This window comes from Pseudomonas sp. B329 (assembly GCF_023127835.1).
GTDB lineage: Bacteria > Pseudomonadota > Gammaproteobacteria > Pseudomonadales > Pseudomonadaceae > Aquipseudomonas > Aquipseudomonas synxantha_A.
Window position 1 is genome coordinate 8,865 of record NZ_SPKP01000042.1, and the last position, 20,862, is coordinate 29,726.

Annotated in this window: 15 protein-coding genes and 4 tRNA genes; 9 read left to right on the plus strand and 10 right to left on the minus strand. The window is 59.9% G+C overall.

Annotated elements, in window-relative coordinates:
- Positions 1-212: 212 nt before the first annotated feature.
- From preA to hydA, 3 genes are all read right to left on the minus strand, one after another.
- Positions 213-1,487, minus strand: coding sequence for an NAD-dependent dihydropyrimidine dehydrogenase subunit PreA (gene preA / locus E4P00_RS19030; protein ID WP_032880504.1), 1,275 nt, complete (start codon positions 1,485-1,487; stop codon positions 213-215).
- The gene (locus E4P00_RS19035; RefSeq protein ID WP_248132531.1) at positions 1,487-2,854 is read right to left on the minus strand and encodes an NAD(P)-dependent oxidoreductase; all 1,368 of its coding nucleotides are present in this window, start codon (positions 2,852-2,854) and stop codon (positions 1,487-1,489) included. The genes preA and E4P00_RS19035 overlap by 1 nt, the downstream gene beginning before the upstream one ends.
- A 158-nt stretch (positions 2,855-3,012) precedes the next feature.
- On the minus strand, positions 3,013-4,452 hold the full coding sequence (gene hydA, locus E4P00_RS19040; protein ID WP_078821738.1) for a dihydropyrimidinase: 1,440 nt from the start codon (positions 4,450-4,452) through the stop codon (positions 3,013-3,015).
- 594 nt (positions 4,453-5,046) lie between these two features.
- Here hydA and E4P00_RS19045 point away from each other — a divergent pair.
- On the plus strand, positions 5,047-6,534 hold the full coding sequence (locus E4P00_RS19045; RefSeq protein ID WP_216091753.1) for an NCS1 family nucleobase:cation symporter-1: 1,488 nt from the start codon (positions 5,047-5,049) through the stop codon (positions 6,532-6,534).
- Positions 6,535-6,688: 154 nt separating this feature from the next.
- On the plus strand, positions 6,689-7,960 hold the full coding sequence (locus E4P00_RS19050) for a Zn-dependent hydrolase (protein ID WP_216091752.1): 1,272 nt from the start codon (positions 6,689-6,691) through the stop codon (positions 7,958-7,960).
- Positions 7,961-8,070: 110 nt separating this feature from the next.
- On the opposite strand, the gene E4P00_RS19055 is transcribed toward E4P00_RS19050, so the two are convergent.
- The 4 genes from E4P00_RS19055 to E4P00_RS19070 all read right to left on the minus strand — a co-directional run bounded on the left by E4P00_RS19055 (position 8,071) and on the right by E4P00_RS19070 (position 14,581).
- Positions 8,071-8,529 carry a transposase gene (locus tag E4P00_RS19055; RefSeq protein WP_248132534.1) on the minus strand — a complete coding sequence of 153 codons (459 nt, stop codon included), beginning with the start codon at positions 8,527-8,529 and terminating at the stop codon, positions 8,071-8,073.
- A 269-nt stretch (positions 8,530-8,798) separates the two neighbouring features.
- The gene (locus E4P00_RS19060) at positions 8,799-10,217 is read right to left on the minus strand and encodes an efflux transporter outer membrane subunit (protein WP_248132536.1); all 1,419 of its coding nucleotides are present in this window, start codon (positions 10,215-10,217) and stop codon (positions 8,799-8,801) included.
- A complete protein-coding gene (locus tag E4P00_RS19065; RefSeq protein WP_248128245.1) occupies positions 10,201-11,370 on the minus strand; it encodes an efflux RND transporter periplasmic adaptor subunit in 1,170 nt (389 codons plus the stop codon). Before E4P00_RS19065 ends, E4P00_RS19060 begins: the two co-directional genes overlap by 17 nt.
- Complete coding sequence (locus E4P00_RS19070) at positions 11,360-14,581, minus strand: efflux RND transporter permease subunit (RefSeq protein ID WP_248132538.1); 3,222 nt, start codon at positions 14,579-14,581, stop codon at positions 11,360-11,362. The genes E4P00_RS19065 and E4P00_RS19070 overlap by 11 nt, the downstream gene beginning before the upstream one ends.
- A 204-nt stretch (positions 14,582-14,785) precedes the next feature.
- Here E4P00_RS19070 and E4P00_RS19075 point away from each other — a divergent pair, with 204 nt between their 5' ends.
- A complete protein-coding gene (locus tag E4P00_RS19075) occupies positions 14,786-15,196 on the plus strand; it encodes a hypothetical protein (RefSeq protein WP_005789306.1) in 411 nt (136 codons plus the stop codon).
- Here E4P00_RS19075 and E4P00_RS19080 read toward each other — a convergent pair.
- A complete protein-coding gene (locus tag E4P00_RS19080) occupies positions 15,193-15,354 on the minus strand; it encodes a hypothetical protein (RefSeq protein WP_005789305.1) in 162 nt (53 codons plus the stop codon). The genes E4P00_RS19075 and E4P00_RS19080 overlap by 4 nt on opposite strands.
- Before the next feature lie 210 nt (positions 15,355-15,564).
- Here E4P00_RS19080 and E4P00_RS19085 point away from each other — a divergent pair, with 210 nt between their 5' ends.
- Positions 15,565-16,227 carry a peptidase C39 family protein gene (locus tag E4P00_RS19085; RefSeq protein ID WP_032880515.1) on the plus strand — a complete coding sequence of 221 codons (663 nt, stop codon included), beginning with the start codon at positions 15,565-15,567 and terminating at the stop codon, positions 16,225-16,227.
- A 126-nt stretch (positions 16,228-16,353) separates the two neighbouring features.
- Here the strand turns inward: E4P00_RS19085 and pbpG are convergent, their stop codons facing one another.
- Together pbpG and folD are read right to left on the minus strand one after the other, a co-directional pair.
- Positions 16,354-17,277 carry a D-alanyl-D-alanine endopeptidase gene (gene pbpG / locus E4P00_RS19090; protein ID WP_078821725.1) on the minus strand — a complete coding sequence of 308 codons (924 nt, stop codon included), beginning with the start codon at positions 17,275-17,277 and terminating at the stop codon, positions 16,354-16,356.
- 207 nt (positions 17,278-17,484) lie between these two features.
- A complete protein-coding gene (gene folD, locus E4P00_RS19095; RefSeq protein WP_005789300.1) occupies positions 17,485-18,339 on the minus strand; it encodes a bifunctional methylenetetrahydrofolate dehydrogenase/methenyltetrahydrofolate cyclohydrolase FolD in 855 nt (284 codons plus the stop codon).
- Between the two features lie 274 nt (positions 18,340-18,613).
- On the opposite strand from folD, the gene E4P00_RS19100 reads away from it, so the two are divergent.
- The 5 genes from E4P00_RS19100 (at position 18,614) to tig (ending at position 20,798) form a co-directional block, all read left to right on the plus strand.
- A tRNA-Arg gene (locus E4P00_RS19100) sits at positions 18,614-18,690 on the plus strand.
- A 32-nt stretch (positions 18,691-18,722) separates the two neighbouring features.
- A tRNA-His gene (locus tag E4P00_RS19105) sits at positions 18,723-18,798 on the plus strand.
- Between the two features lie 56 nt (positions 18,799-18,854).
- Positions 18,855-18,939: transfer RNA gene (locus E4P00_RS19110), tRNA-Leu, on the plus strand.
- A 77-nt stretch (positions 18,940-19,016) separates the two neighbouring features.
- Positions 19,017-19,092 (plus strand) — tRNA-His (locus tag E4P00_RS19115).
- A 395-nt stretch (positions 19,093-19,487) separates the two neighbouring features.
- A complete protein-coding gene (tig, locus tag E4P00_RS19120; RefSeq protein ID WP_032880518.1) occupies positions 19,488-20,798 on the plus strand; it encodes a trigger factor in 1,311 nt (436 codons plus the stop codon).
- Positions 20,799-20,862 lie beyond the last annotated feature (64 nt).

Here is a 20,862-nt window from a genome sequence, read left to right on the forward strand (position 1 = left end):
GTTTGATCCGGCATCCTGGTCGGCCCTAAGGCCGCCATCGGGAGCAAGTCGAATCGTCGCACCGCCCCTCCCACAGGGACAGCGCCATACCAGAAGTTGTGTAGATACCCATGCCCATCGCAGGCAAGCCAGCTCCCACATTCGACTGCATTCCTTCAGACAAAATGCGGTCAACTGTGGGAGCTGGCTTGCCTGCGATAGCGGTCTAAAGGCTACACAGCTTCCCGATACGGATTACGCGGATCCTGCGTCCAATTCAAAAATGGCTTGCCGGTGTCCATCGGCACCATCTCGATGCAGTCCGCCACCGGACAGGTGATCTGGCACAAGTTGCAGCCCACGCACTCATCATCAATCACTTCATACTTATGCGTGCCGTCCGCCTGTTTCAAACTGGCGATTGCCTGGTGTGAAGTGTCCTCACAGGCAATGTGGCAACGCCCACAACCGATACACGCCGCCTGATCGATCCTGGCGATCACCTGGTAGTTGATATCCAGGTACTTCCAATCCGTGGTGTTACCCACGGCCCGCCCGGAAAAGTCCTGCAGGCTGGTGTAACCCTGGCTGTCCATCCACCGCGACAGGCCGTCCTTCATCTCGTCCACAATCCTGAAGCCATGCAGCATCGCCGCCGTGCACACCTGCACTGCGCCACAGCCCAGGGCGACGAATTCCGCTGCATCGCGCCAGTTGCCGATACCGCCGATGCCGCAGATCGGCAAGCCCTGGGTCTGCGGGTCACGGGCGATTTCGGCGACCATGTTCAGGGCGATCGGCTTGACCGCCGAACCGCAGTAACCGCCGTGGGTACTCTGGGTGCCGACCACCGGCAGGGCGACCATGCGCTCCAAATCCACGCTGGTGATGGAATTGATGGTGTTGATCAACGACACCGCGTCCGCGCCGCCGCGATACGCTGCCCGCGCCGCCACGCGGATGTCGGTGATGTTGGGCGTGAGCTTGACGATCACCGGCAGCGAGCAATATGTCTTGCACCAGCGTGTCACCTGTTCCACATACTCCGGCACCTGGCCGACCGCTGCGCCCATGCCACGTTCGGGCATCCCGTGGGGGCAGCCGAAATTCAACTCGATGCCGTCGCAGCCGGTCGCCTCCACCAGAGGCAGGATGTTTTTCCAGGACTCCTCAACACATGGCACCATCAGCGATACGATCAGTGCACGGTCAGGCCAGTCCTTTTTCACCTGGGTGATTTCCCGCAGGTTGATCTCCAGTGAGCGGTCGGTGATCAGTTCGATATTGTTGATGCCCAGCACTTCACGATTCGCCCCGAAATGCGCCGAGTAGCGTGACGACACGTTCACCGCCGCCGGGTCTTCGCCCAGGGTTTTCCACACCACGCCACCCCAGCCGGCTTCGAACGCACGGACCACGTTGTAGGCTTTGTCGGTGGGCGGCGCGGAGGCCAGCCAGAACGGATTGGGGGCTTTGATACCGGCGAATACAATCGAGAGATCGGCCATTACGCAGCCTCCACATTCAGCATGAGTTGGGCGTGCATGGCCTCGGCGGCCAGCTTGCCGTGTTGCACGGCCTGCACGGTGAGGTCCTGGCCAAGGTTGACGCAATCGCCGCCGGCATACACGCCGGGGATACTGGTACGCAGCTGTTCATCGACAAAGATGCGCTCGCCCACGCGGTGCAGTTGCTGGGCCAGCAGGTCGTGCAGTGCGTCGTTGTCAAAGCCTTGGCCGATGGCCTTGAAGATCGCATCGGCGGCCAGTTCGAAGGTTTCCCCCGTCGGTAGCAAGCGACCATTTTCCAGGTGGGTGCGGGCCAGGCGCATACCGCGTACGCGGCCCTGGTCGTCGAGCAACACTTCGTCGGGTTGGGCCCAGGTCAGCAGCCGCACTTGATTGGCCTTGGCAATGTCTTGTTCGTGTTGGGTCGCGCCCATGTCCGCCAGGCCACGGCGGTACACAAGGTTTACCTCGCGGGCACCGAGGCGGGCCATTTGCACGGCCATGTCGATGGCGGTATTGCCCGCGCCGAGCACGATGCAGCGGTCGGCCAGGGGCAGTTGGGTGAGGTCATCGGCCTGGCGCAGCTCGCGGATGTAGTCGGTGGCGGCGAGCAGGCCGGGGGCGTCTTCGTGGGCCAAGCCGAGCTGTTTGCTGGCCGCCAGGCCGAGGCCGAGGAACACCGAATCGAATTGCTGATGCAGTTCGCTCAAGGTCAGATTGTCGCCCAGGCGCTGGCCATGGCGGATTTCGATGCCGCCTACTTGCAGAAGGAAATCCAGTTCTTTCTGAGCAAAATCATCCACCAGCTTGTACTTGGCGATCCCGTATTCATTCAGGCCGCCGGCTTTCTCCTGCGCTTCGAAAACCACCACGTCATGGCCGTGCAACGCGGCGCGGTGGGCGCAGGCCAACCCCGCCGGCCCGGCGCCGACCACGGCGATGCGCTTACCGGTGGGCGCGGCGCGCTGGAACGGGTGTTCGCTGAAGTGCGCGTTGTCGATGGCGTAGCGTTGTAACAAACCGATCAGCACCGGCGCGCATTCTTCGGCGTTGTTACGCACGCAGGCTTGCTGGCACAGGATCTCCGTGGGGCAAACCCGAGCGCAACTGCCGCCGAGGATGTTGGCCGAGAGGATTTTCTGCGCAGCGCCTTGCACGTTCTCGGTGTGGATATTGCGGATGAACGACGGGATGTCGATCTCGCTGGGGCATGCGTTCACGCACGGTGCGTCGTAACAGTACAGGCAGCGCGAGGCTTCCAGATGCGCTTGCCGGGCGTTGAGCGGCGGTGCCAGGTCGCTGAACTGGCTGGCGAGGGTGGCCGCGTCATCGCGGGGGTGGGGAAGGTGGGTCAGGGTCTGGATCACGGTATTGGCCTCACGGTTATTGAGGTGCTGCCTCTGATGGGCATTGGTTTTTGTGTTGATTGTTCGGGCCTCATCGGGAGCAAGTCGAATCGTCGCACCGCCCCTCCCACATTGGAATGCGTTCCACTGTGGGAGGGGGCTTGCTCCCGATAGCGGGTTCAGCGGTTCACAGCCACTGGTTTGGAAAGCGCTGCCCGCTTGCTCAACTGCTCGAACACCGAGGGATACGCCGGCCGCTCCACATAGCGCCCGGCACCCCGTTCTGCGCGCAGGTCGCCATCGGCCCAGACCAGCTTGCCCTGGCTGATGGTGTGGCTCGGCACGCCGCGCACGGTCTTGCCTTCGAAGATGTTGAAGTCGACCTGCTGGTGGTGGGTCTTGGCCGAAATGGTTCGCGTGCCTTCAGGGTCCCAGAGCACCAGGTCGGCATCCGCCCCGACGCGAATCGCGCCTTTACGGGGGTAGAGGTTGAAGATTTTCGCCGTGTTGGTGGAGGTCAGCGCAACGAACGCCTGCATCGACAGGCGCCCCGTGTTGACGCCTTCGTGCCACAGCAGCGCCATGCGGTCTTCGATACCGGCGGTGCCGTTGGGGATCTTGCTGAAGTCGTCACGCCCGGCGGCTTTTTGCTCGGCGCAGAAGCAGCAGTGGTCAGTCGCGGTGGTGTGCAGGTTGCCCGATTGCAGGCCGTGCCACAGGGCCTCCTGATGCCCGCGCGGACGGAACGGTGGGCTCATGACATAACCGGCGGCGGTCTCCCAATCCGGGTGCTGGTAGACGCTGTCGTCCAGCAGCAAGTGGCCGGCGAGTACTTCACCGTACACCGCCTGGCCCTTGCCCCGAGCGTAGGTGATTTCATCCAGCGCCTCTTTGGTCGACACATGCACCAGGTACAGCGGCGTGCCGATGGTCTCGGCAATTCGTATTGCGCGGCTGGCCGCTTCGCCTTCCACCTGGGATGGGCGCGACAGCGGATGGGCTTCCGGTCCGGTGATGCCCTGGGCCATCAGCTTGCGTTGCAGGTGATACACCAGCTCGCCGTTTTCCGCATGAACGGTAGGCACCGCGCCCAGCTCCAGGCAGCGTTCGAAGCTGGCTACCAAGGTATCGTCGGCGGCCATGATTGCGTTCTTGTAAGCCATGAAATGCTTGAAGCTGTTGATGCCGTGATGGCTGACCAGTTCGGCCATTTCCTCGCGTACCTGCTCGCTCCACCAGGTGATCGCTACATGGAAGCCATAGTCGGATGCGGACTTTTCTGCCCAGCCGCGCCACTGGTGGAAGGCTTCCATCAACGATTGCTGCGGGTTGGGAATCACAAAGTCGATGATCGACGTGGTACCACCGGCCAAGCCTGCGGCCGTACCACTGAAAAAGTCTTCGCTGGCCACGGTGCCCATGAAGGGCAGTTGCATATGGGTGTGGGGATCGATGCCGCCTGGCATCAAGTATTGGCCGCTGCCATCGAGTATTTCAGTGCCGGCGGGAATATCCAGATCGGTGCCAATGGCCCGAATTAGACCGCCTGCGCATAACACATCGGCGCGGTAACTTTCATCATGGGTAATAACGGTTGCGCCACGGATCAACAGCGACATGTCGAGTTCCTCACAGGCTTGACCGGCTTATGCCAGTTCTAAGTGTTGTAATACTGCCGGTCGATGGAGGATTAATTCCTGTCATCGGTGACAGGAATAGAAACTAGCCCGAGTTTTTCGATTGAGCAAGAAGATTTTTCTTAAGCTTATAATTAAATTAAGTGACTGAATTAAAAGATAAAAATAAAAAAATCACCAAAATGTAGCGAGCGCTCACCATTTTGACGCACTTGACAGCTTCTGTTTTTGAGCAACATTTCTTATTGCAAATCAGGCGCTTGAGATATGCCTCTTGACGGCACTGAAAAATAAAAATAATTGTGTTGCACCAGATTGAGACCTGACGGTTCTGGCAACTTGCGCAATGGCTGGCCCCAATAGCGCGGCAAGTAACCCAGGCTCACTCGGAAAGCTGATAAACATCAGCATGTTATATAAGTGGTGCGGGTTCAGCAGCCGTTGTCGGCACGGTAATTGAGTGCAAAGGCAATTGGTCGGGGCCCGAGATGTCATGTTGTTTATGCGGTACTCCGGCCTCCTGTACACAGCGTGCAGGTGAGCAAAAATAATTTTAAAAAAAACCGTGGAGCGGCCATGCAACAGAACAGATCGCAAGTCATCGAGCGCAACGGCCTGTACGAACTCGACGCCGGCCCCGACGTCCTCGACAGCCCTCGCTACAACCATGACATGGCACCCACCAAGGTGCATGAGCGCACCTGGAACAAATGGCACATCACCGCATTGTGGGTCGGTATGTCGATTTGCGTGCCGACCTACACCCTCGGCGGGGTACTCACCGCGTATTTCGGCTTGTCGGTGGGCGAGGCGCTGATAGCGATCCTGCTGGCCAATATCGTGGTGTTGATCCCGCTGACGCTCAACGCATTTCCCGGCACCAAGTACGGCATCCCGTTTCCGGTGCTGTTGCGCTCGTCATTCGGCATTCTCGGTTCCAACGTGCCGTGCCTGATTCGCGCGTTGGTGGCCTGTGGCTGGTTCGGGATCCAGACGATGTTTGGCGGGTTGGCGATTCACCTGTTTCTCGGTTCGATTTTCGAGGGTTGGAAGTCGCTGGGTGGTACCGGTGAAGTGATCGGCTTCATGATTTTCTGGTGCCTGAACCTGTGGGTGGTGTTGCGCGGTGCCGAGTCGATCAAGCGCCTGGAAACCCTGTCGGCGCCGTTGTTGGTGGCGGTAGGTATCGGCCTGCTGGTGTGGGCGATGCCGAATGTGTCCCTCAGCGAGCTGATGGCGATCCCACCCAAACGCCCTGAAGGCGCAAGCCTCACCGGCTATTTCATGGCGGGTCTGACCGCGATGGTAGGCTTCTGGGCCACCTTGTCGCTGAACATTCCCGACTTCAGCCGCTACGCCAAGAGCCAGAAAGACCAGATCCTCGGGCAGATCTTCGGCCTGCCGCTGACCATGTTCCTGTTCGCCGCCCTCGGCGTGATCATGACCGCCGCCTCGGTGAAACTGGTGGGCGTCAGCGTCTCCGACCCGGTGACCCTGATCGGCCATATCCAGAGCCCGGTGTGGGTGGCCGTGGCGATGGCGCTGATCATCGTCGCCACCTTGTCCACCAACACGGCGGCGAACATCGTTTCGCCCACCAACGACTTCCAGAACATCGCGCCCAAGCTGATCAACCGCACCACCGCGGTGATCCTGACCGGGCTGGTAGGGCTGGCGCTGATGGCCCATGAGCTGCTGAAAAAGCTTGGGTTGATCGTTTCCGATGTCAGCCTGGAGACCGTTTACTCCAATTGGTTGCTCGGCTATTCGAGCCTGCTGGGCCCGATTGCCGGGATCATGGTGGTGGACTACTTCATCACCCGCAAACAGCAACTGGACCTGGCAGGACTTTACCGTGATGACGTGTACCCGGCGTGGAACTGGAGTGGTTTCATCGCCTTTGGCGTGCCGGTGGTGCTGACCCTGTTGTCGCTGGGCAGCGATGCGTTCAGTTGGTTCTACAGCTATGGCTGGTTTACCGGTTCGGCGTTGGGCGGGGTGTTGTATTACGGGCTCAATGCCAAGCGCGGTATCAACCCGGTCGCAGCCAAATCATCCTTGTGAACGCGGTCAATGTGGGAGGGGGCTTGCCCCCGATGGCGGTGTATCAGTCATGCACATATCAACTCGGCCACTGCTATCGGGAGCAAGCCCCCTCCCACATTGGACTGCGTGCCACCTGTTCCAATCATAAGAAATACAGCCTGAGGAGATCCCCATGAACGCTGCCCTCGACGTTCTGCAATCGACCCATCAGCACATCAACCGCGACCGCCTGTGGCAGTCGCTGATGGACCTGGCCAAGCTCGGCGCCACCCCCAAGGGCGGGGTGTGTCGCCTGGCCCTTACCGACCTTGACCGCAAGGCCCGCGATCTCTTCGTGCAGTGGTGCGAAGAAGCCGGCTGTACCGTAAGCATCGACGGTATCGGCAATATCTTCGCCCGCCGTCCAGGGCGCAACGCGGACCTGCCGCCGGTGATGACCGGCAGCCATATCGATACCCAGCCTACCGGCGGCAAGTTCGACGGTTGCTTCGGTGTACTGGCGGGGGTGGAAGTGTTGCGCACCCTTAACGACCTCAAGATTGAAACCGAGGCGCCGTTGGAAGTGGTGGTGTGGACCAACGAGGAAGGTTCGCGGTTTCCACCGTGCATGATGGGCTCCGGCGTGTTCGCCGAAAAATTCAGCCTGGCCGATACCCTGGCCAAGGTCGATGCGGACGGCGTCAGCGTCGGCGATGCGTTGAATGCCATCGGCTATGCCGGGACCCGCCCCGAGAGTGGGCATAAGGTTGGCGCCTATTTCGAGGCGCACATCGAGCAAGGGCCGATTCTTGAGGATGAAAAGAAAACCATCGGCGTTGTACTCGGCGCCCTCGGACAAAAGTGGTTCGACCTCAAACTGCGCGGTGTCGAGGCGCACGCCGGCCCGACGCCGATGCACCTGCGCAAGGATGCCCTGGTGGGCGCAGCGGTGGTGGTGGCGGCGGTGAATGCGGCGGCGCTGGGGCATCAGCCGCACGCCTGTGGCACGGTGGGTTGCCTGCAAGCGTATCCAGGGTCGCGCAACGTGATTCCGGGGGAGGTACGCATGACCCTGGATTTCCGTCATTTAGAGCCAGCACGGCTGGACTCGATGATTGCCCAGGTGCGCCAGGTGATTGAGGACACTTGTGCCAAACATGGGCTGAGTTACGAGATGGAACCCACCGCCGACTTCCCGCCGCTGTACTTCGACAAAGGCTGCGTCGACGCCGTGCGCGATGCGGCCAATGGGTTGGGCCTGTCGAATATGGACATTGTCAGCGGGGCAGGGCACGACGCAATCTTCGTCGCCGAGCTTGGTCCGGCGGGGATGATCTTCGTGCCGTGTGAAGGTGGCATCAGCCATAACGAAATCGAAAATGCCGCGCCGGATGATCTGGCGGCGGGGTGTGCGGTGTTGTTGCGCGCCATGGTGGCAGCTTCAGCAGCTATCGCCAGCGGTTGAAAATGTGGGAGGGGGCTTGCTCCCGATGACGGTGTGTCAGTCAATTTGTCCGTCGCTGACCCGCCGCTATCGGGAGCAAGCCCCCTCCCACATTTGGACTTTTTTTGAAGTTACACCCAGATGGCATCCCACAGGGGGTAGTCGCCAATTCGCTCGACCAAGCCCGCTCGCAATGGGCTAGCCACCACATACCTGGCCATTTTGATCAGGTCATCTTCCTTGCGCAGCACCCGATCATGGAAGCTTTCCTGCCACAGCCGCCCGTTGCGTCCGCTAGCACCATTCACGGTGCGTGTGCTTTTGGATTTTACCTGGCACATCAAGTCCGCCAGCGAGCCTTTTTTCAGTTCGAAAATCCAGTGAAAGTGGTCGGGCATGATCACCCATGCCAGAGAATTCACCAGCCCTTGGTACTGAGCGAGCCGAAACTGCCAGACCACCAGGCGCCCGAGATGAAAGTCGCTGAATAGGCGAATGCGTTCATGCGTATTAGTGGTGATCAGGTAGACGCGGTTCGGTTCACTGAAGCGCCCGATGCGCAGGCGGTGTGACGCGGGTAGATCTGCCATTCCATGGCCCTCTCGTGTTGTGCTTGGAGAGGCTAGATTGCAGTGCCAATAACTGACGGGCAGGCTTATGGCAGGATGTGTCCGGGCGGACGCAATCGGGAGCAAACCCCCTCCCACAGGGGGCCGCGGTGTTCATACATAGTGTGTCTGGCGCGGCACCAGTGTGGGAAGGTGGGCAGCTCCTCCCACAGAGGGGGCATGTTCATACAGGTTGTGTCTGGCGCAGGACCAGTGTGGGAGGGGGCTTGCTCCCGATTGCGGTATTGACGTCAGGCGCCAGGTTGCCAGCCACCGCCGAGTGCGGTCAAAAGCCCCACACTTGCCACCAACTGCCGCGTCTGTACGGCCTGTAATGTGCGCTGCGCCTGTAGCGCCGCAGTTTGTGCGGTGACCACATCCAGATAACTCACCGCCCCCGCCTGATAGCTGTTCATCGCCAACGCCTGGGTATGTTGCGCCGCCTGCGCCGCCGCCTGTTCATCCTGGGCTTGCTGCTGCAAGTCCCTCAGTTGCCCCAGGTTGTCCTCTACCTCTCGTACGGCTTGCAACACATGGCTACGGTATTGCGCCGACGCCTCTTCAAACTCGGCCTTGGCCTGGCGCTCATTGGCACTCAACCGCCCGCCATCAAAGATCGGCAGGTTCACCAACGGCCCCAACGCCCAATAGCGATTGCCAGCTGACAGCAGATTGCCGACGCCTTGCGTCTGCCCGCCTATCAACCCGGTCAGGCTGAAATCCGGATACCACGCCGCCTTGGCTACGCCGATATTTGCGTTGGCCGCAAACACGCGGCGTTCAGCCGCGGCAATGTCCGGGCGACGTTGCAGCAAGTGGCTTGGCAACTGCGATGGAATCCTTGGCAAGGCCATCAACTGCGGGCTGTGCGGCAATGAAAAGTCACTGGCCGCCACGCCCACCAACTCGCCGATTGCATGCTCGGTCAGGTTGCGTTGGCCACGCACCTCATCCCGCTGCGCCTTGGCCTCGGCCAGTTGATTTTGCGCGCGGGTCAGGTCCAGTTCCGAGGCAATCTGGCCTTCGTAGCGACTGCGCGTCAGTTGCAGCGCCTGGCTGAAATCCTCCAGCGAGCTGTCGAGTATTCGGCTCTGTGCATCCAGGCCATTGAGTTGCACATATAACGTCGTCAACTGCCGTTGCAGGCTCAGGCGAGCCACCGCCAAGTCATCGCCTGACGCTTGCGCCTGAGCGTCACCGGCCGCGACCTGATTGCGAATCTTGCCCCACAGGTCCAGGTCGTAGCTCAACGAAAACCCGGCGACGTTGCTGTTGTACACCGACGGCTGCGTTGTGCCGCGCAACGGTCTCGCGTCCGATTGCCGTTGGCGCTGCGGCTGTGCGCTGGCGCTGATTTGCGGGAACAGCCCGGCGTGCAACTGGCTGGCATACGCCTGGGAGGCATCGAAGTGCGCCAGTGCCGCGGCCAGGTCCGGGTTGCTGTTGAGCAATTGCTGCTGCAGCTTGTTCAACGTTGGATCGTTATAGAGTTGCCACCACTGGGTCGCCAACTGATCGGACGGTTGCGCGCTGTGCCATGGGCCGTCGCTGGTCTGTTCGCGGTAGTGGGCGGGCAGGTCAATCGATGGCGCGGTATAGGTCGGTGCCATTGAGCAACCCTGCAACGCCAGCAGTATCAACGCCGCGAGCGGTTTAAGCCTTGGGCGCATGGGCACCTCCGGCGGCGTCGGCCAGTTGCACCGGGTCGCCTTCGCGCAGGGCATCGGGCGGGTTGTCGATGATGTGGTCGGTGGCTTTCAAACCCTGGTCGATCACTAGGCGCTCGCCCAGGTCCAGACCGATGTGGATGTCTTGCAGGTGCACATGATTCTGCCCATCCAACACCGCCACTTGCGTACCCTGGGCGCGGAAGATCAAGGCGCTGGCCGGGATGCTCACGCCGTGAGTATCGGCCGGAATCGGCAGGCTGGCTTCGGCGTAGTCGCCCGGTAGCAATTCACCGCTGGGGTTGTCGACGACGAACTGGGCGAGCAGGGTGCCGGAGCGGCGGTCGATGGCGGTGGAGTCACCGATCAGGCGCGCCTTGAAGTGTTCGCCTGGGTGCTCAGGCACGGTCAACTCGGCTTCCAGGCCCGGATGGATCACTGCCGCGTAGTTCTGCGGCACCGGCACATACAGGCGCAGTTGGTGGGTGTCGGCCAGGGTGAACAGCGCCAGATCGCTGTCGGTATCGGCTTTGATCAACTGACCGATATCGGTATGCCGCGCAGTGATGGTGCCAGCGAATGGCGCACGCAGGGTTTTGTAGCCCTCCAATGCTGACAAGCGAGCGTAGTCCGCTGCGCCAGCCTCGGCATTGGCTGTGGTCGCGGCGGCGTTCGAGGTTTTTTCATCGGCTTCCTGACGCGACACCGAATGGCTCGCCAACAGGTGTTGCCAGCGCGTGGCAGTGGTGGCTGCCAGACGTGCATTGGCCTGTTCCTGAATCAGCCGTGCGTGAGTCTGCGCCAGTTGCTGGTCGAGGTCAGGGCTGTCGATTTCGGCGAGGATTTGCCCGGCCTTGACCTGCGTGCCCATATCCACTTTCCAGTCTTTCAGATAGCCGCTGACCCGCGCATGGATCGGCGCTGTGCTCCAGGCTTCCAGGTGCGCCGGCAAGCGCAGCGTATCGCCGGCAGTGTTCTGTTGGGGTTGCAACACCATCACTTGGGGAATGGCCGCCGTTTCGGTCCAGGCAGCGACTGAACGTTCGTGCAGCGTGCGGGCGTGCAAGCCGCTGGCGACCAACAGGGCAGCGAGGGTCAGGCCGCCGACACCCATCAGCATCAGACGCTTGCGCGAGGGTTTGTGATCAGACGACATGGGGCGTTTCTCCAGCAATTGCGCGAGTAGGGTGACGGCCGTGGACCAGGCTGAAGACCACGGGTACAAACAACAGAGTGGCGATGGTGGCGAAGATCAAACCGCCGATAACGGCGCGGCCCAGCGGCGCGTTTTGCTCCTCGGACAGCGCCAGGGGCAACATGCCGATGATCATTGCCAGGGCGGTCATGCACACTGGGCGAAAGCGCGTGTAACCGGCTTCCATGGCGGCTTTCAACGCGTCGCCATGTTCGGCCAGGCGTTCACGGCAGAAGCTCACCACCAGGATCGAGTTGGCGGTGGCCACGCCCATGCACAGGATGGCGCCGGTGAGCGCCGGGACCGATAACGAGGTGCCGCTGAGGAACAGCATCCACACGATCCCCGCCAGTGCGGCCGGTAACGCCGTGATGATCACAAAGGGGTCGGCCCAGGACTGGAAGTTGACCACGATCAGCAAGTAGATCAGCACCACGGCGCCGAGCAGCCCCAAGCTCAAACCACTGAACGCCTCATGCAGCGCATCGATTTGCCCGTGCAGGCTGATGGTCGCGCCTTTGGGACGCATGGATGCAGTGTCGTCCAGCACTTTTTGCACATCACGGGCCACGCCGCCCAGGTCGCGACCTTGTACGTTGGCATACAGGTCCAGGGTCGGTTCGATGTTGTAGTGGGTGACCACCGCCGGGCTTTGTACGCGGGAGATGGTCGCCACGCCCCCGAGGATTTGCGATTGGCCATCGGCACCGGTCACCGGTAGGGCCTCCAGTGATGGCAGGCTGTCGAGACGGTACTGCGGGGTGGCGGCGACGATGGAATAGGACACGCCATTGGCCGGGTTGAGCCAGAAGGTCGGTGCCACCTGGGAGCTGCCGGCCAGGGAGGCGACCATGCTGTTGGTGACGTCTTTTTCGGTAATACCCAAGCCGTTGGCGCGCAGGCGGTCGACATTGACCTGCAAGGAGGGGTAACCGGTGGACTGCTGGATACGCAGGTCTGCAATGCCTGGTACGTGTTGCAAGCGTCGTTCGAGTTCTACGGCGTAAGCGCGGTTTTCTGCATCGCTACGCCCGGAGATTTTCACATCCAGCGGGGCCGGCGCGCCGAAGTTGAGAATCTGGCTGCTGATGTCTGCCGGCAGGAACGCAAAGTGGCTGCCGGGGAAACTTTGCGGCAGGGCTTCACGCAGTTTTTTCACGTAGTCGGCGGTGGGGGCGTGGTGCTTATTCAGGGTGACCTGGATATCGCCATCCTGAGGGCCGATGGTGCCGCTGCTGCTGTAGGCCATGTCGATACCGCTGAGCGGGATGCCGATATTGTCGACGATGGTGTCGAGTTCGTCGGCGGGGATGACCTCGCGAATGCGTGCTTCGATGCGATCGAACGCAGCGGCGCTTTCCTCGATTCGCGTGCCCAGCGGCAAGCGCACATGCAGCGCGAGGGCACCGGCATCGGTGGCCGGGAAAAAGTCCTGGCCCAGGCTCGGCAGCAACGCGAATGAGGCGATTACGCAGGCCAGGAAGCCGACAATGAAGCGCTTTCGCGCCCCCAGCGCCAACGTCAGCAAGCCATGGTAAGTGTCACGGATATTGGAGAAGTGACGCTCAAAGCCCTGTTGGAAATTCAGCACCGATTGCAGCAACGCATTGCGCGGTTTCGCGTGTTGCTCACCCTCATGATGGTTGATGAATTGATCTTCGGGATGATGCCCCACGCCTTGCTCCGGCGTATGCGGCTTGAGCAGGAACATCGCCAGCGTCGGCACCAGGGTGCGCGAGAGGATGAACGAACTGGCCATGGCAAAGATCACCGCCAGCGCCATTGGCCGGAACAGATAACCGGCGATGCCTTGCAGCAAAAACATCGGCACAAACACGATGCAGATGCACAGCAGCGAGACAAACGCCGGGCCGACGATTTGCGCGGCACCGTCGAGGATCGCAGTGTTCACCGCCTTGCCTTGTTCCAGGTGCCAGTTGATGTTTTCGATGGTCACTGTGGCGTCGTCCACCAGAATCCCCACCGCCAACGCCAGCCCGCCGAGAGTCATCACGTTGAGGGTTTGCCCGCTGACCGCCAGCAGCGCGATGGCCGAGAGCACCGCCAGCGGAATCGACGCGGCGATGATCAAGGTCGAGCGCCAACTGCCGAGAAACAACAGGATCATCGCACTGGTGAGCAGCGCGGCAATGATGCCTTCCTGGGCTACGCTGCCCACCGATTGCTTGACGAACACCGAGGCATCACCCAGCAGTGAGGTTTTCAGTGAAGGCGGCAGGGTTTCGTTGATGCGTGGCAGCATCTGGCGGATGCCGTCGATGATCGACAGGGTAGAGATGCTGCCGTTCTTCAACGCCGGCATCAGCACCGCGCGATGGCCGTCGACGCGCACGATGTTGGTTTGTGGCGGCGAACCGTCGCGCACATGGGCGACCTGGCCGATGGTGATGATTGCGCCGTCGACTGTTTTGATCGGCAGGTCATTGAGTTCATCAATGGCCTTGGGGCTGTTGTTGAGCAGGATCGTGTATTCGTTGGAACCCAGCTTGGCGGTGCCCACCGGGATGATCTGGTTCTGCAAAGCCAGGGCATTGCCGACGTCCTGGGCCGACAAGCCCTTGGCAGCCAGGGCCTGGGGGTCGAGGTCGAGGGTGATCTGACGCTGCTTGCCGCCCATCGGCGTGGGCATGGCCAGGCCGGGCAGCGCGCTCAGGGGCAGGCGGATGTTGTTCTGCACCAGGTCGCGGATCCTGGCTTCCGAAAGGCTCGGGCTGGAGAACGCCATTTGCAGGATCGGCACCGTGGAGGCGCTGTAGTTGAGGATCAGCGGCGGCGTGATGCCCGGTGGCATCTGCTTGAGCACGGTTTGCGACACCGCTGTGACCTGGGCGTTGGCGGTGCGGATATCGACGCCGGGCTGGAAGAAGATCTTGACGATACCCATGCCGGGCAGTGATTGCGATTCGATATGTTCGATGTCGTTGACGGTGGTGCTCAAGGAGCGTTCATAGGTGTAGATCACCCGCCCGGCCATGGCGTCCGGGGACAGGCCGTTGTACTGCCAGACCACCGCGACCACGGGTATGCCGATATCGGGAAACACATCAGTGGGCGTACGCAGGGCCGCCATGGGCCCGATGATGCAGATGAATATGGCCAACACGATAAACGTGTACGGCTTTTGCAGTGCGGTCTTTACCAGCCCGAGCATGCGTGAGTCTCCGAGAAGAGCAGGATTGCAAACCCCGGCAGTCTTGCCCGACCCACCTAACACGCACCTTTCAGCCAGGTGAAGGAAGATTTAGGTAATGGCTGAAGATCGTTTCATTTGTATTCATTTGTTCTGCAAACGCCGGCTCTTCAAGCTTGCCAGCCATTGGATACGTCTTTTTTTGATGTTCTTTGGAGCCCTGCCATGTCACTGAAAACCCTGTTGTTGATACCTATGCTGAGCGTTGTTGTGTTGCTCTCGGCCTGCGCCGGCCCGCTGCCCAAGGCCGACCCGAGCCAAGCCTGGATCGGCCTGAAAGAGGAAGCGCCAAATGACCTGATGGCCGAGCGGGTGGACGGTAAACGCGTCGATGACGGGCGCTACTTTGAAGTCAGCCCCGGTGACCATCGGCTGGACGTGACCTTGTTTGAAGACGAACCCGGCGACGACAACCAGCAAGACTGCCAGGGCCGGGTGGAATACAAACACTTCAAGGCGGGTGAGCATTACACACTGGAAGAGTCGAGCCTGGGCACCACCGTGCGTGCATCCCTCAAGGACGGGCACGGCAAGGAAATCGCCGCCACCCAAGACTTCAATTGCATGCCTGGCTAGGCGTGATGGGCCGTCGCCTTGGGAGGCTTGGCGGGCGCGGCAGGTTTGACGTGGGGGTGATGATGCCGGCGAGTCACGCGCATGACCCCCCACAACATGGCCGCGGCCACTGCCAACCAACCACAGATCAACAGAAAAATTGTCGTCGCAAGGCTCATTCGGGCCTCCTTTCGCCCACTTGGGGCACACACAGTCTTCTCAATGGACAGTCTAGCTACCTGGCGGTTGCCTGCTATTGACCAATGGTCGTGTCTGTCCAACTTGTTTGCTCTATCGCGGGTGCTTTACTGATGTGCCAGGCTATACCCGCGCTCAAGAGCATCCTATGATCAGGGCCCTCACCGCCCGTTGATCAAGAGAGTAAAACATTGCGCTTACGCTCGAACCTTAAAACATCCATCTTGCTGGCTTGTGCCCTGGGGTTAACGGCTTGTTCCAGCCAACCGTCGAAGCTGTCCGGCCTGCCGGAGCGCGTTGAACTCAACGGCGTGCCGACCTTTCGCAGCGAGGCTTATCAGAGCGGTCCTACGGCACTTGCCAGTATGCTGTCGCAACAAGGCATTGTCATGACACCGGGGTTGCTGGACAAGCCGCTGCGCCTGCCGGGTGCTGAGGCGAACCTCGAACGCAACATGCAGGTGCTGGCGCGCGAATACGGGCTGATGGTGTACCCACTGGACGCCAAGCTGACCGCGGTGCTGGCGCAGGTGGCGGCGGGTTACCCGGTGATGGCGCGAATCAATTCCAGCTTCTGGTCCGGAGCGCGCTATGTCGTGGTGGTGGGGTTCAACCAGCAGAAGAGCACGGTGTTGTTGCGCTCTGGAAACGAGCGCCGATTGATTATGGAATTCAGCGACTTCGAGTCGGCGTGGAAGAGCGCGGGGCACTGGGCTATCCTCACACAGCGGCCGAGCCAATTACCGGCCAATGTGGATGCGCAGCGCTGGCGTGATGCGGCGAATGCAACAGGCCAGGCGGGGCAGGAAGGGGCAGCGGCCCAAGCGCTCAAAGTGTTGGCAGAACGCAAATAAAAATGTGGGAGGGGGCTTGCTCCCGATAGCGGTTGATCAGGATAAGTTTTATAGCCTGGCACACCGCCATCGGGAGCAAGCCCCCTCCCACATTGGGCCTGCTTATTTCAATAAGATGGTGGTTAGTTAGCGGCGAACTTCTACCGCATTCCCCCGGTTCTTCAGATTCTTGTCAGCCTTGTAGCGCAACGCAACGTCCGGCACCGCGCCGCCTTTGCCGGTCTCAACCCAGCTGCGAATCCGGCTGGCGTCGGCAAAGTGGGTGAACTTGCCAAAGGCATCCAGGATCACCAGCGAAACCGGGCGGTTGCCCATGCTTGTGACCAGCACCAGGCAATGCCCCGCCTGGTTAGTGAAGCCGGTCTTGGTCAGCTTAATGTCCCAGTTGGCGCGGTTGATCAGGTGGTCGGTGTTGGAGAAACCCAAGGTGTAGTTGGGCTTGCGGAACGCCACGGTCTTTTCCTTGGTGGTGCTCAACTGGCTCAGCATCGGGAATTTACGCGCGTACGCCAGCAGCTTGCTCAGGTCGCGAGCGGTCGAGACGTTATGGATCGACAGGCCGGTAGGCTCCACATAGTGGGTGCTGGTCATCCCCAGGGACTTGGCCTTGGCGTTCATCGCCGCAATGAATGCCGCATAGCCACCCGGATAGTGGTGGGCCAGGCTCGCCGCGGCGCGGTTTTCCGAGGACATCAGCGCAATCAGCAGCATTTCCTTGCGCGGCATCTGGCTGCCGATTTTTACCCGGGAGAACACGCCTTTCATCTCTGGCGTGTCGGTGATGTTGATGTCGATGTACTCATCCATGTTCTGCTTGGCTTCCAGCACGATCAGGCCGGTCATCAGTTTGCTCACTGAAGCGATGGGGACCACCACGTCGGGATTGCTGGAATAAATGACTTTGTTGGTTTGCAAGTCCACCAGCATGGCGCTGCCGGAGGCGATTTGCAGTTTGGAGGCGTCACGCGGGGCCAGGGTGGATTCGGCGGCGTGGGCGAAGGTGCCTGTCAAAGCGAAAAACAGGCCGACAATAGAGAGACGAATTTTCACGCGGATGAACTCGCTAAAAAGTAAGGAAATACCGTTCGGGAACGGGCTTTATGAAAAATGACGTTACATTCTAGGAGTATGGATCAGAAACTGTCGAATGTTCTTCCAGAACCGGATGAAAGTGCTTAAAAACTAAGAAAAAACAGTTTTTTCTCAGGCAATAAAAAGCCCCGCACTAAGGCAGGGCTTTTTCATTACGCCTGGTTATTAACCGTGCAGGGTTTCTGCTGCGTACAAGGTATTTTCCAACAGGCAGGCGCGGGTCATCGGTCCGACACCACCTGGCACTGGCGTGATCCAGCCGGCGCGGGGCAGGGCAGTGTCGTAGACGACGTCGCCGACCAGCTTGCCGTCATCCTGGCGGTTGATGCCCACGTCGATGACGATGGCGCCTTCCTTGATCCATTCACCTTTGACCAACCCCGGCTTGCCAGCAGCGACCACCACCAGGTCGGCGCGGCCAACGTGGCCAGCCAGGTCCTTGGTGAAGCGGTGGGTGACGGTCACGGTGCAGCCGGCCAGCAGCAGCTCCATGGCCATCGGGCGACCGACGATATTGGATGCGCCTACCACGACTGCGTCCAGACCATAGAGATCGACCCCGGTGCTTTCCAGCAAGGTCATGATGCCTTTGGGTGTGCATGGGCGCAGCAGCGGGATACGTTGGGCCAGGCGGCCGACGTTATAAGGGTGGAAACCGTCGACGTCTTTGTCCGGGCGGATGCGTTCCAGCAACTTGGAGGCGTCCAGGTGCTCGGGCAGCGGCAGCTGCAGCAGGATGCCGTCCATTTCCGGATCATCGTTGAGGCGGTCAATCAGGTCGGTCAGGGCCTGTTGAGTGGTGTCAGAAGGCAAGTCGTAGGCTTTGGAAATAAAGCCGACCTCTTCACAGTCTTTACGCTTGTGCGAGACATAAACCTGAGAGGCAGGATCGCTGCCGACCAGGATCACCGCGAGGCCAGGCGTGCGCAGGCCTTGCTGGCGACGCTCGGTGACGCGTTTGGCGATCTGCTGGCGCAGGCTGGCGGCGATTGATTTGCCGTCGATAAGTTGTGCAGTCATTACGCGTGATTAACCATCGAGAGGGGGAAGAAAAGTGCGCGCATTCTCGCACGCCAGGGCGCGAGGGCAAAGGCGCTTGGTCTGCAAATTGCCCTAAGCCCTTAAATAAAATCAGTTTTTTTCAAAAAAGATTTGACGGGTATCAGGACGCTCTATACTATTCGTCGCACTTGTCGGGCACAGCCTAGCACTGGTTAGAAGGTCGAGCAGAATTGTTGTCCTGCAAGGCTGGAAACACTTAGTTTGTAATCCTCCAAGAGTACAGATTAATCAGGCGCCCGTAGCTCAGCTGGATAGAGCATCCGCCTTCTAAGCGGATGGTCGCAGGTTCGAGTCCTGCCGGGTGCGCCATTAGGCAGCTTTGGCACAAGTAGCGCTATATGGTGGGCGTAGCTCAGTTGGTAGAGCACGGGATTGTGACTCCCGTTGTCGAGGGTTCGATCCCCTTCGTCCACCCCATATTTTGAAAGGCGCCAGATTAATCGTCTGGCGCCTTTGCTTTAAGAGCTTCAAGCGCGGATGTGGTGGAATTGGTAGACACACTGGATTTAGGTTCCAGCGCCGCGAGGCGTAAGAGTTCGAGTCTCTTCATCCGCACCAATTAAAGCTTTGCTGTGCCGTCAGGCGGGGCAGGGCTCAACAAAGAAGTAGTTTGGTTTCTTTGTTAACGCAATATGGTGGGCGTAGCTCAGTTGGTAGAGCACGGGATTGTGACTCCCGTTGTCGAGGGTTCGATCCCCTTCGTCCACCCCATATTCGAAAGGCGCCAGATTTAACAGTCTGGCGCCTTTTTTGGTTTTAGCGGTTCGTATATCCGGCAGCTGCAGGTGCAAGGTCGAAAGGGTGGGGTGTTTCATCGTATTTGTGTGTCTCGATGATGCCGCGCTGCCCGCAGGCCCTGTGCGCGGGGTCGGGCGTCAGGGAAATGACTGGTTTCTTCTATATAGAAGAGGCGGCGCAGAGCCCTGGCGCAGTTGGCTGTATTTGTCACCGGGGCGAGGTGCATCCGTGCCTTCGTACCGATAAATTGCCGGCTGTTTTCCGCTGTATTTTCAGTAGGGTGACTTCTTGAGTTTGACCCACTAGAATGCATGCCCTTGATTGGGGTCGGAAATGGCCGGCTAACGTCTGTGCAACGAGGAATATCCATGCAAGTTTCTGTTGAAAATACTACTGCTCTCGAGCGCCGCCTGAGCATCACCGTGCCGGCAGAGCGTATCGAGACTGCGGTCAACAAGCGTCTGCAGCAGACTGCCCAGAAGGCCAAGATCGCTGGTTTCCGTCCAGGCAAAGTGCCGATGAGCGAAATCAAGCGTCGTTTTGGTGCCGATGCGCGCCAGGAAGCTGTAGGTGACGTGATCCAGGCTTCCTTCTACGAAGCCGTTGTCGAGCAAAAGCTGAACCCGGCTGGCTCGCCTTCGATCGAACCCAAGTCCCTGGAAGCTGGCAAGGACCTGGAATACGTTGCCGTATTCGAAGTGTTCCCGGAATTCGAAGTGGCTGGTTTCGAAGGTATCGAAATCGAGCGTCTGAGCGCCGAAGTGGCTGATTCGGACCTGGACAACATGCTGGAAATCCTGCGCAAGCAGAACACCCGTTTTGAAGTGGCCGAGCGTGCTGCCCAGAACGAAGACCAGTTGAACATCGATTTCGTTGGCAAGGTTGACGGCGAAGTGTTCGCTGGCGGCTCCGCCAAGGGCACTCAGCTGGTGCTGGGTTCCAACCGCATGATCCCTGGCTTCGAAGACGGTCTGGTTGGCGCCAAAGCCGGCGAAGAGCGCGTTCTGAACCTGGAATTTCCAGCGGACTACCAGAACCTGGACCTGGCCGGCAAAGCTGCCGAGTTCACCGTTACCGTCAACAGCGTTTCCGAGCCTAAGCTGCCAGAGCTGAACGAAGAGTTCTTCGCTCAATTCGGTATCAAGGAAACCGGCATCGAAGGTTTCCGCACCGAAGTTCGCAAGAACATGGAGCGTGAACTGCGCCAGGCCATCAAGTCCAAGGTCAAGAACCAGGTCATGGACGGTCTGCTGGCCGCCAACCCGATCGAAGTGCCAAAGGCCCTGCTGTCCAACGAAGTGGATCGCCTGCGCGTACAAGCTGTTCAGCAGTTTGGTGGCAACATCAAGCCTGACCAACTGCCAGCCGAGCTGTTCGAAGAGCAAGCCAAGCGCCGCGTTGTGCTGGGCCTGATCGTGGCTGAAGTGGTCAAGCAGTTCGACCTCAAGCCTGACGAAGACCGCGTTCGCGAAATGATCCAGGAAATGGCTTCGGCCTACCAGGAGCCTGAGCAGGTCGTGGCTTGGTACTACAAGAATGACCAGCAGCTGAACGAAGTACGTTCGGTTGTGCTTGAAGAACAAGTTGTGGATACTGTTCTGCAGAAGGCTAAGGTGACCGATAAAGCGGTCTCTTACGAAGAAGCAGTCAAACCGGCGGAAGCAGCACAAGCCGACTGATTGTCCAACTCGTTGGAAATTCAACCATAAGCCAGCCTCGCGCTGGCTTATGCGTTTTCAAGAC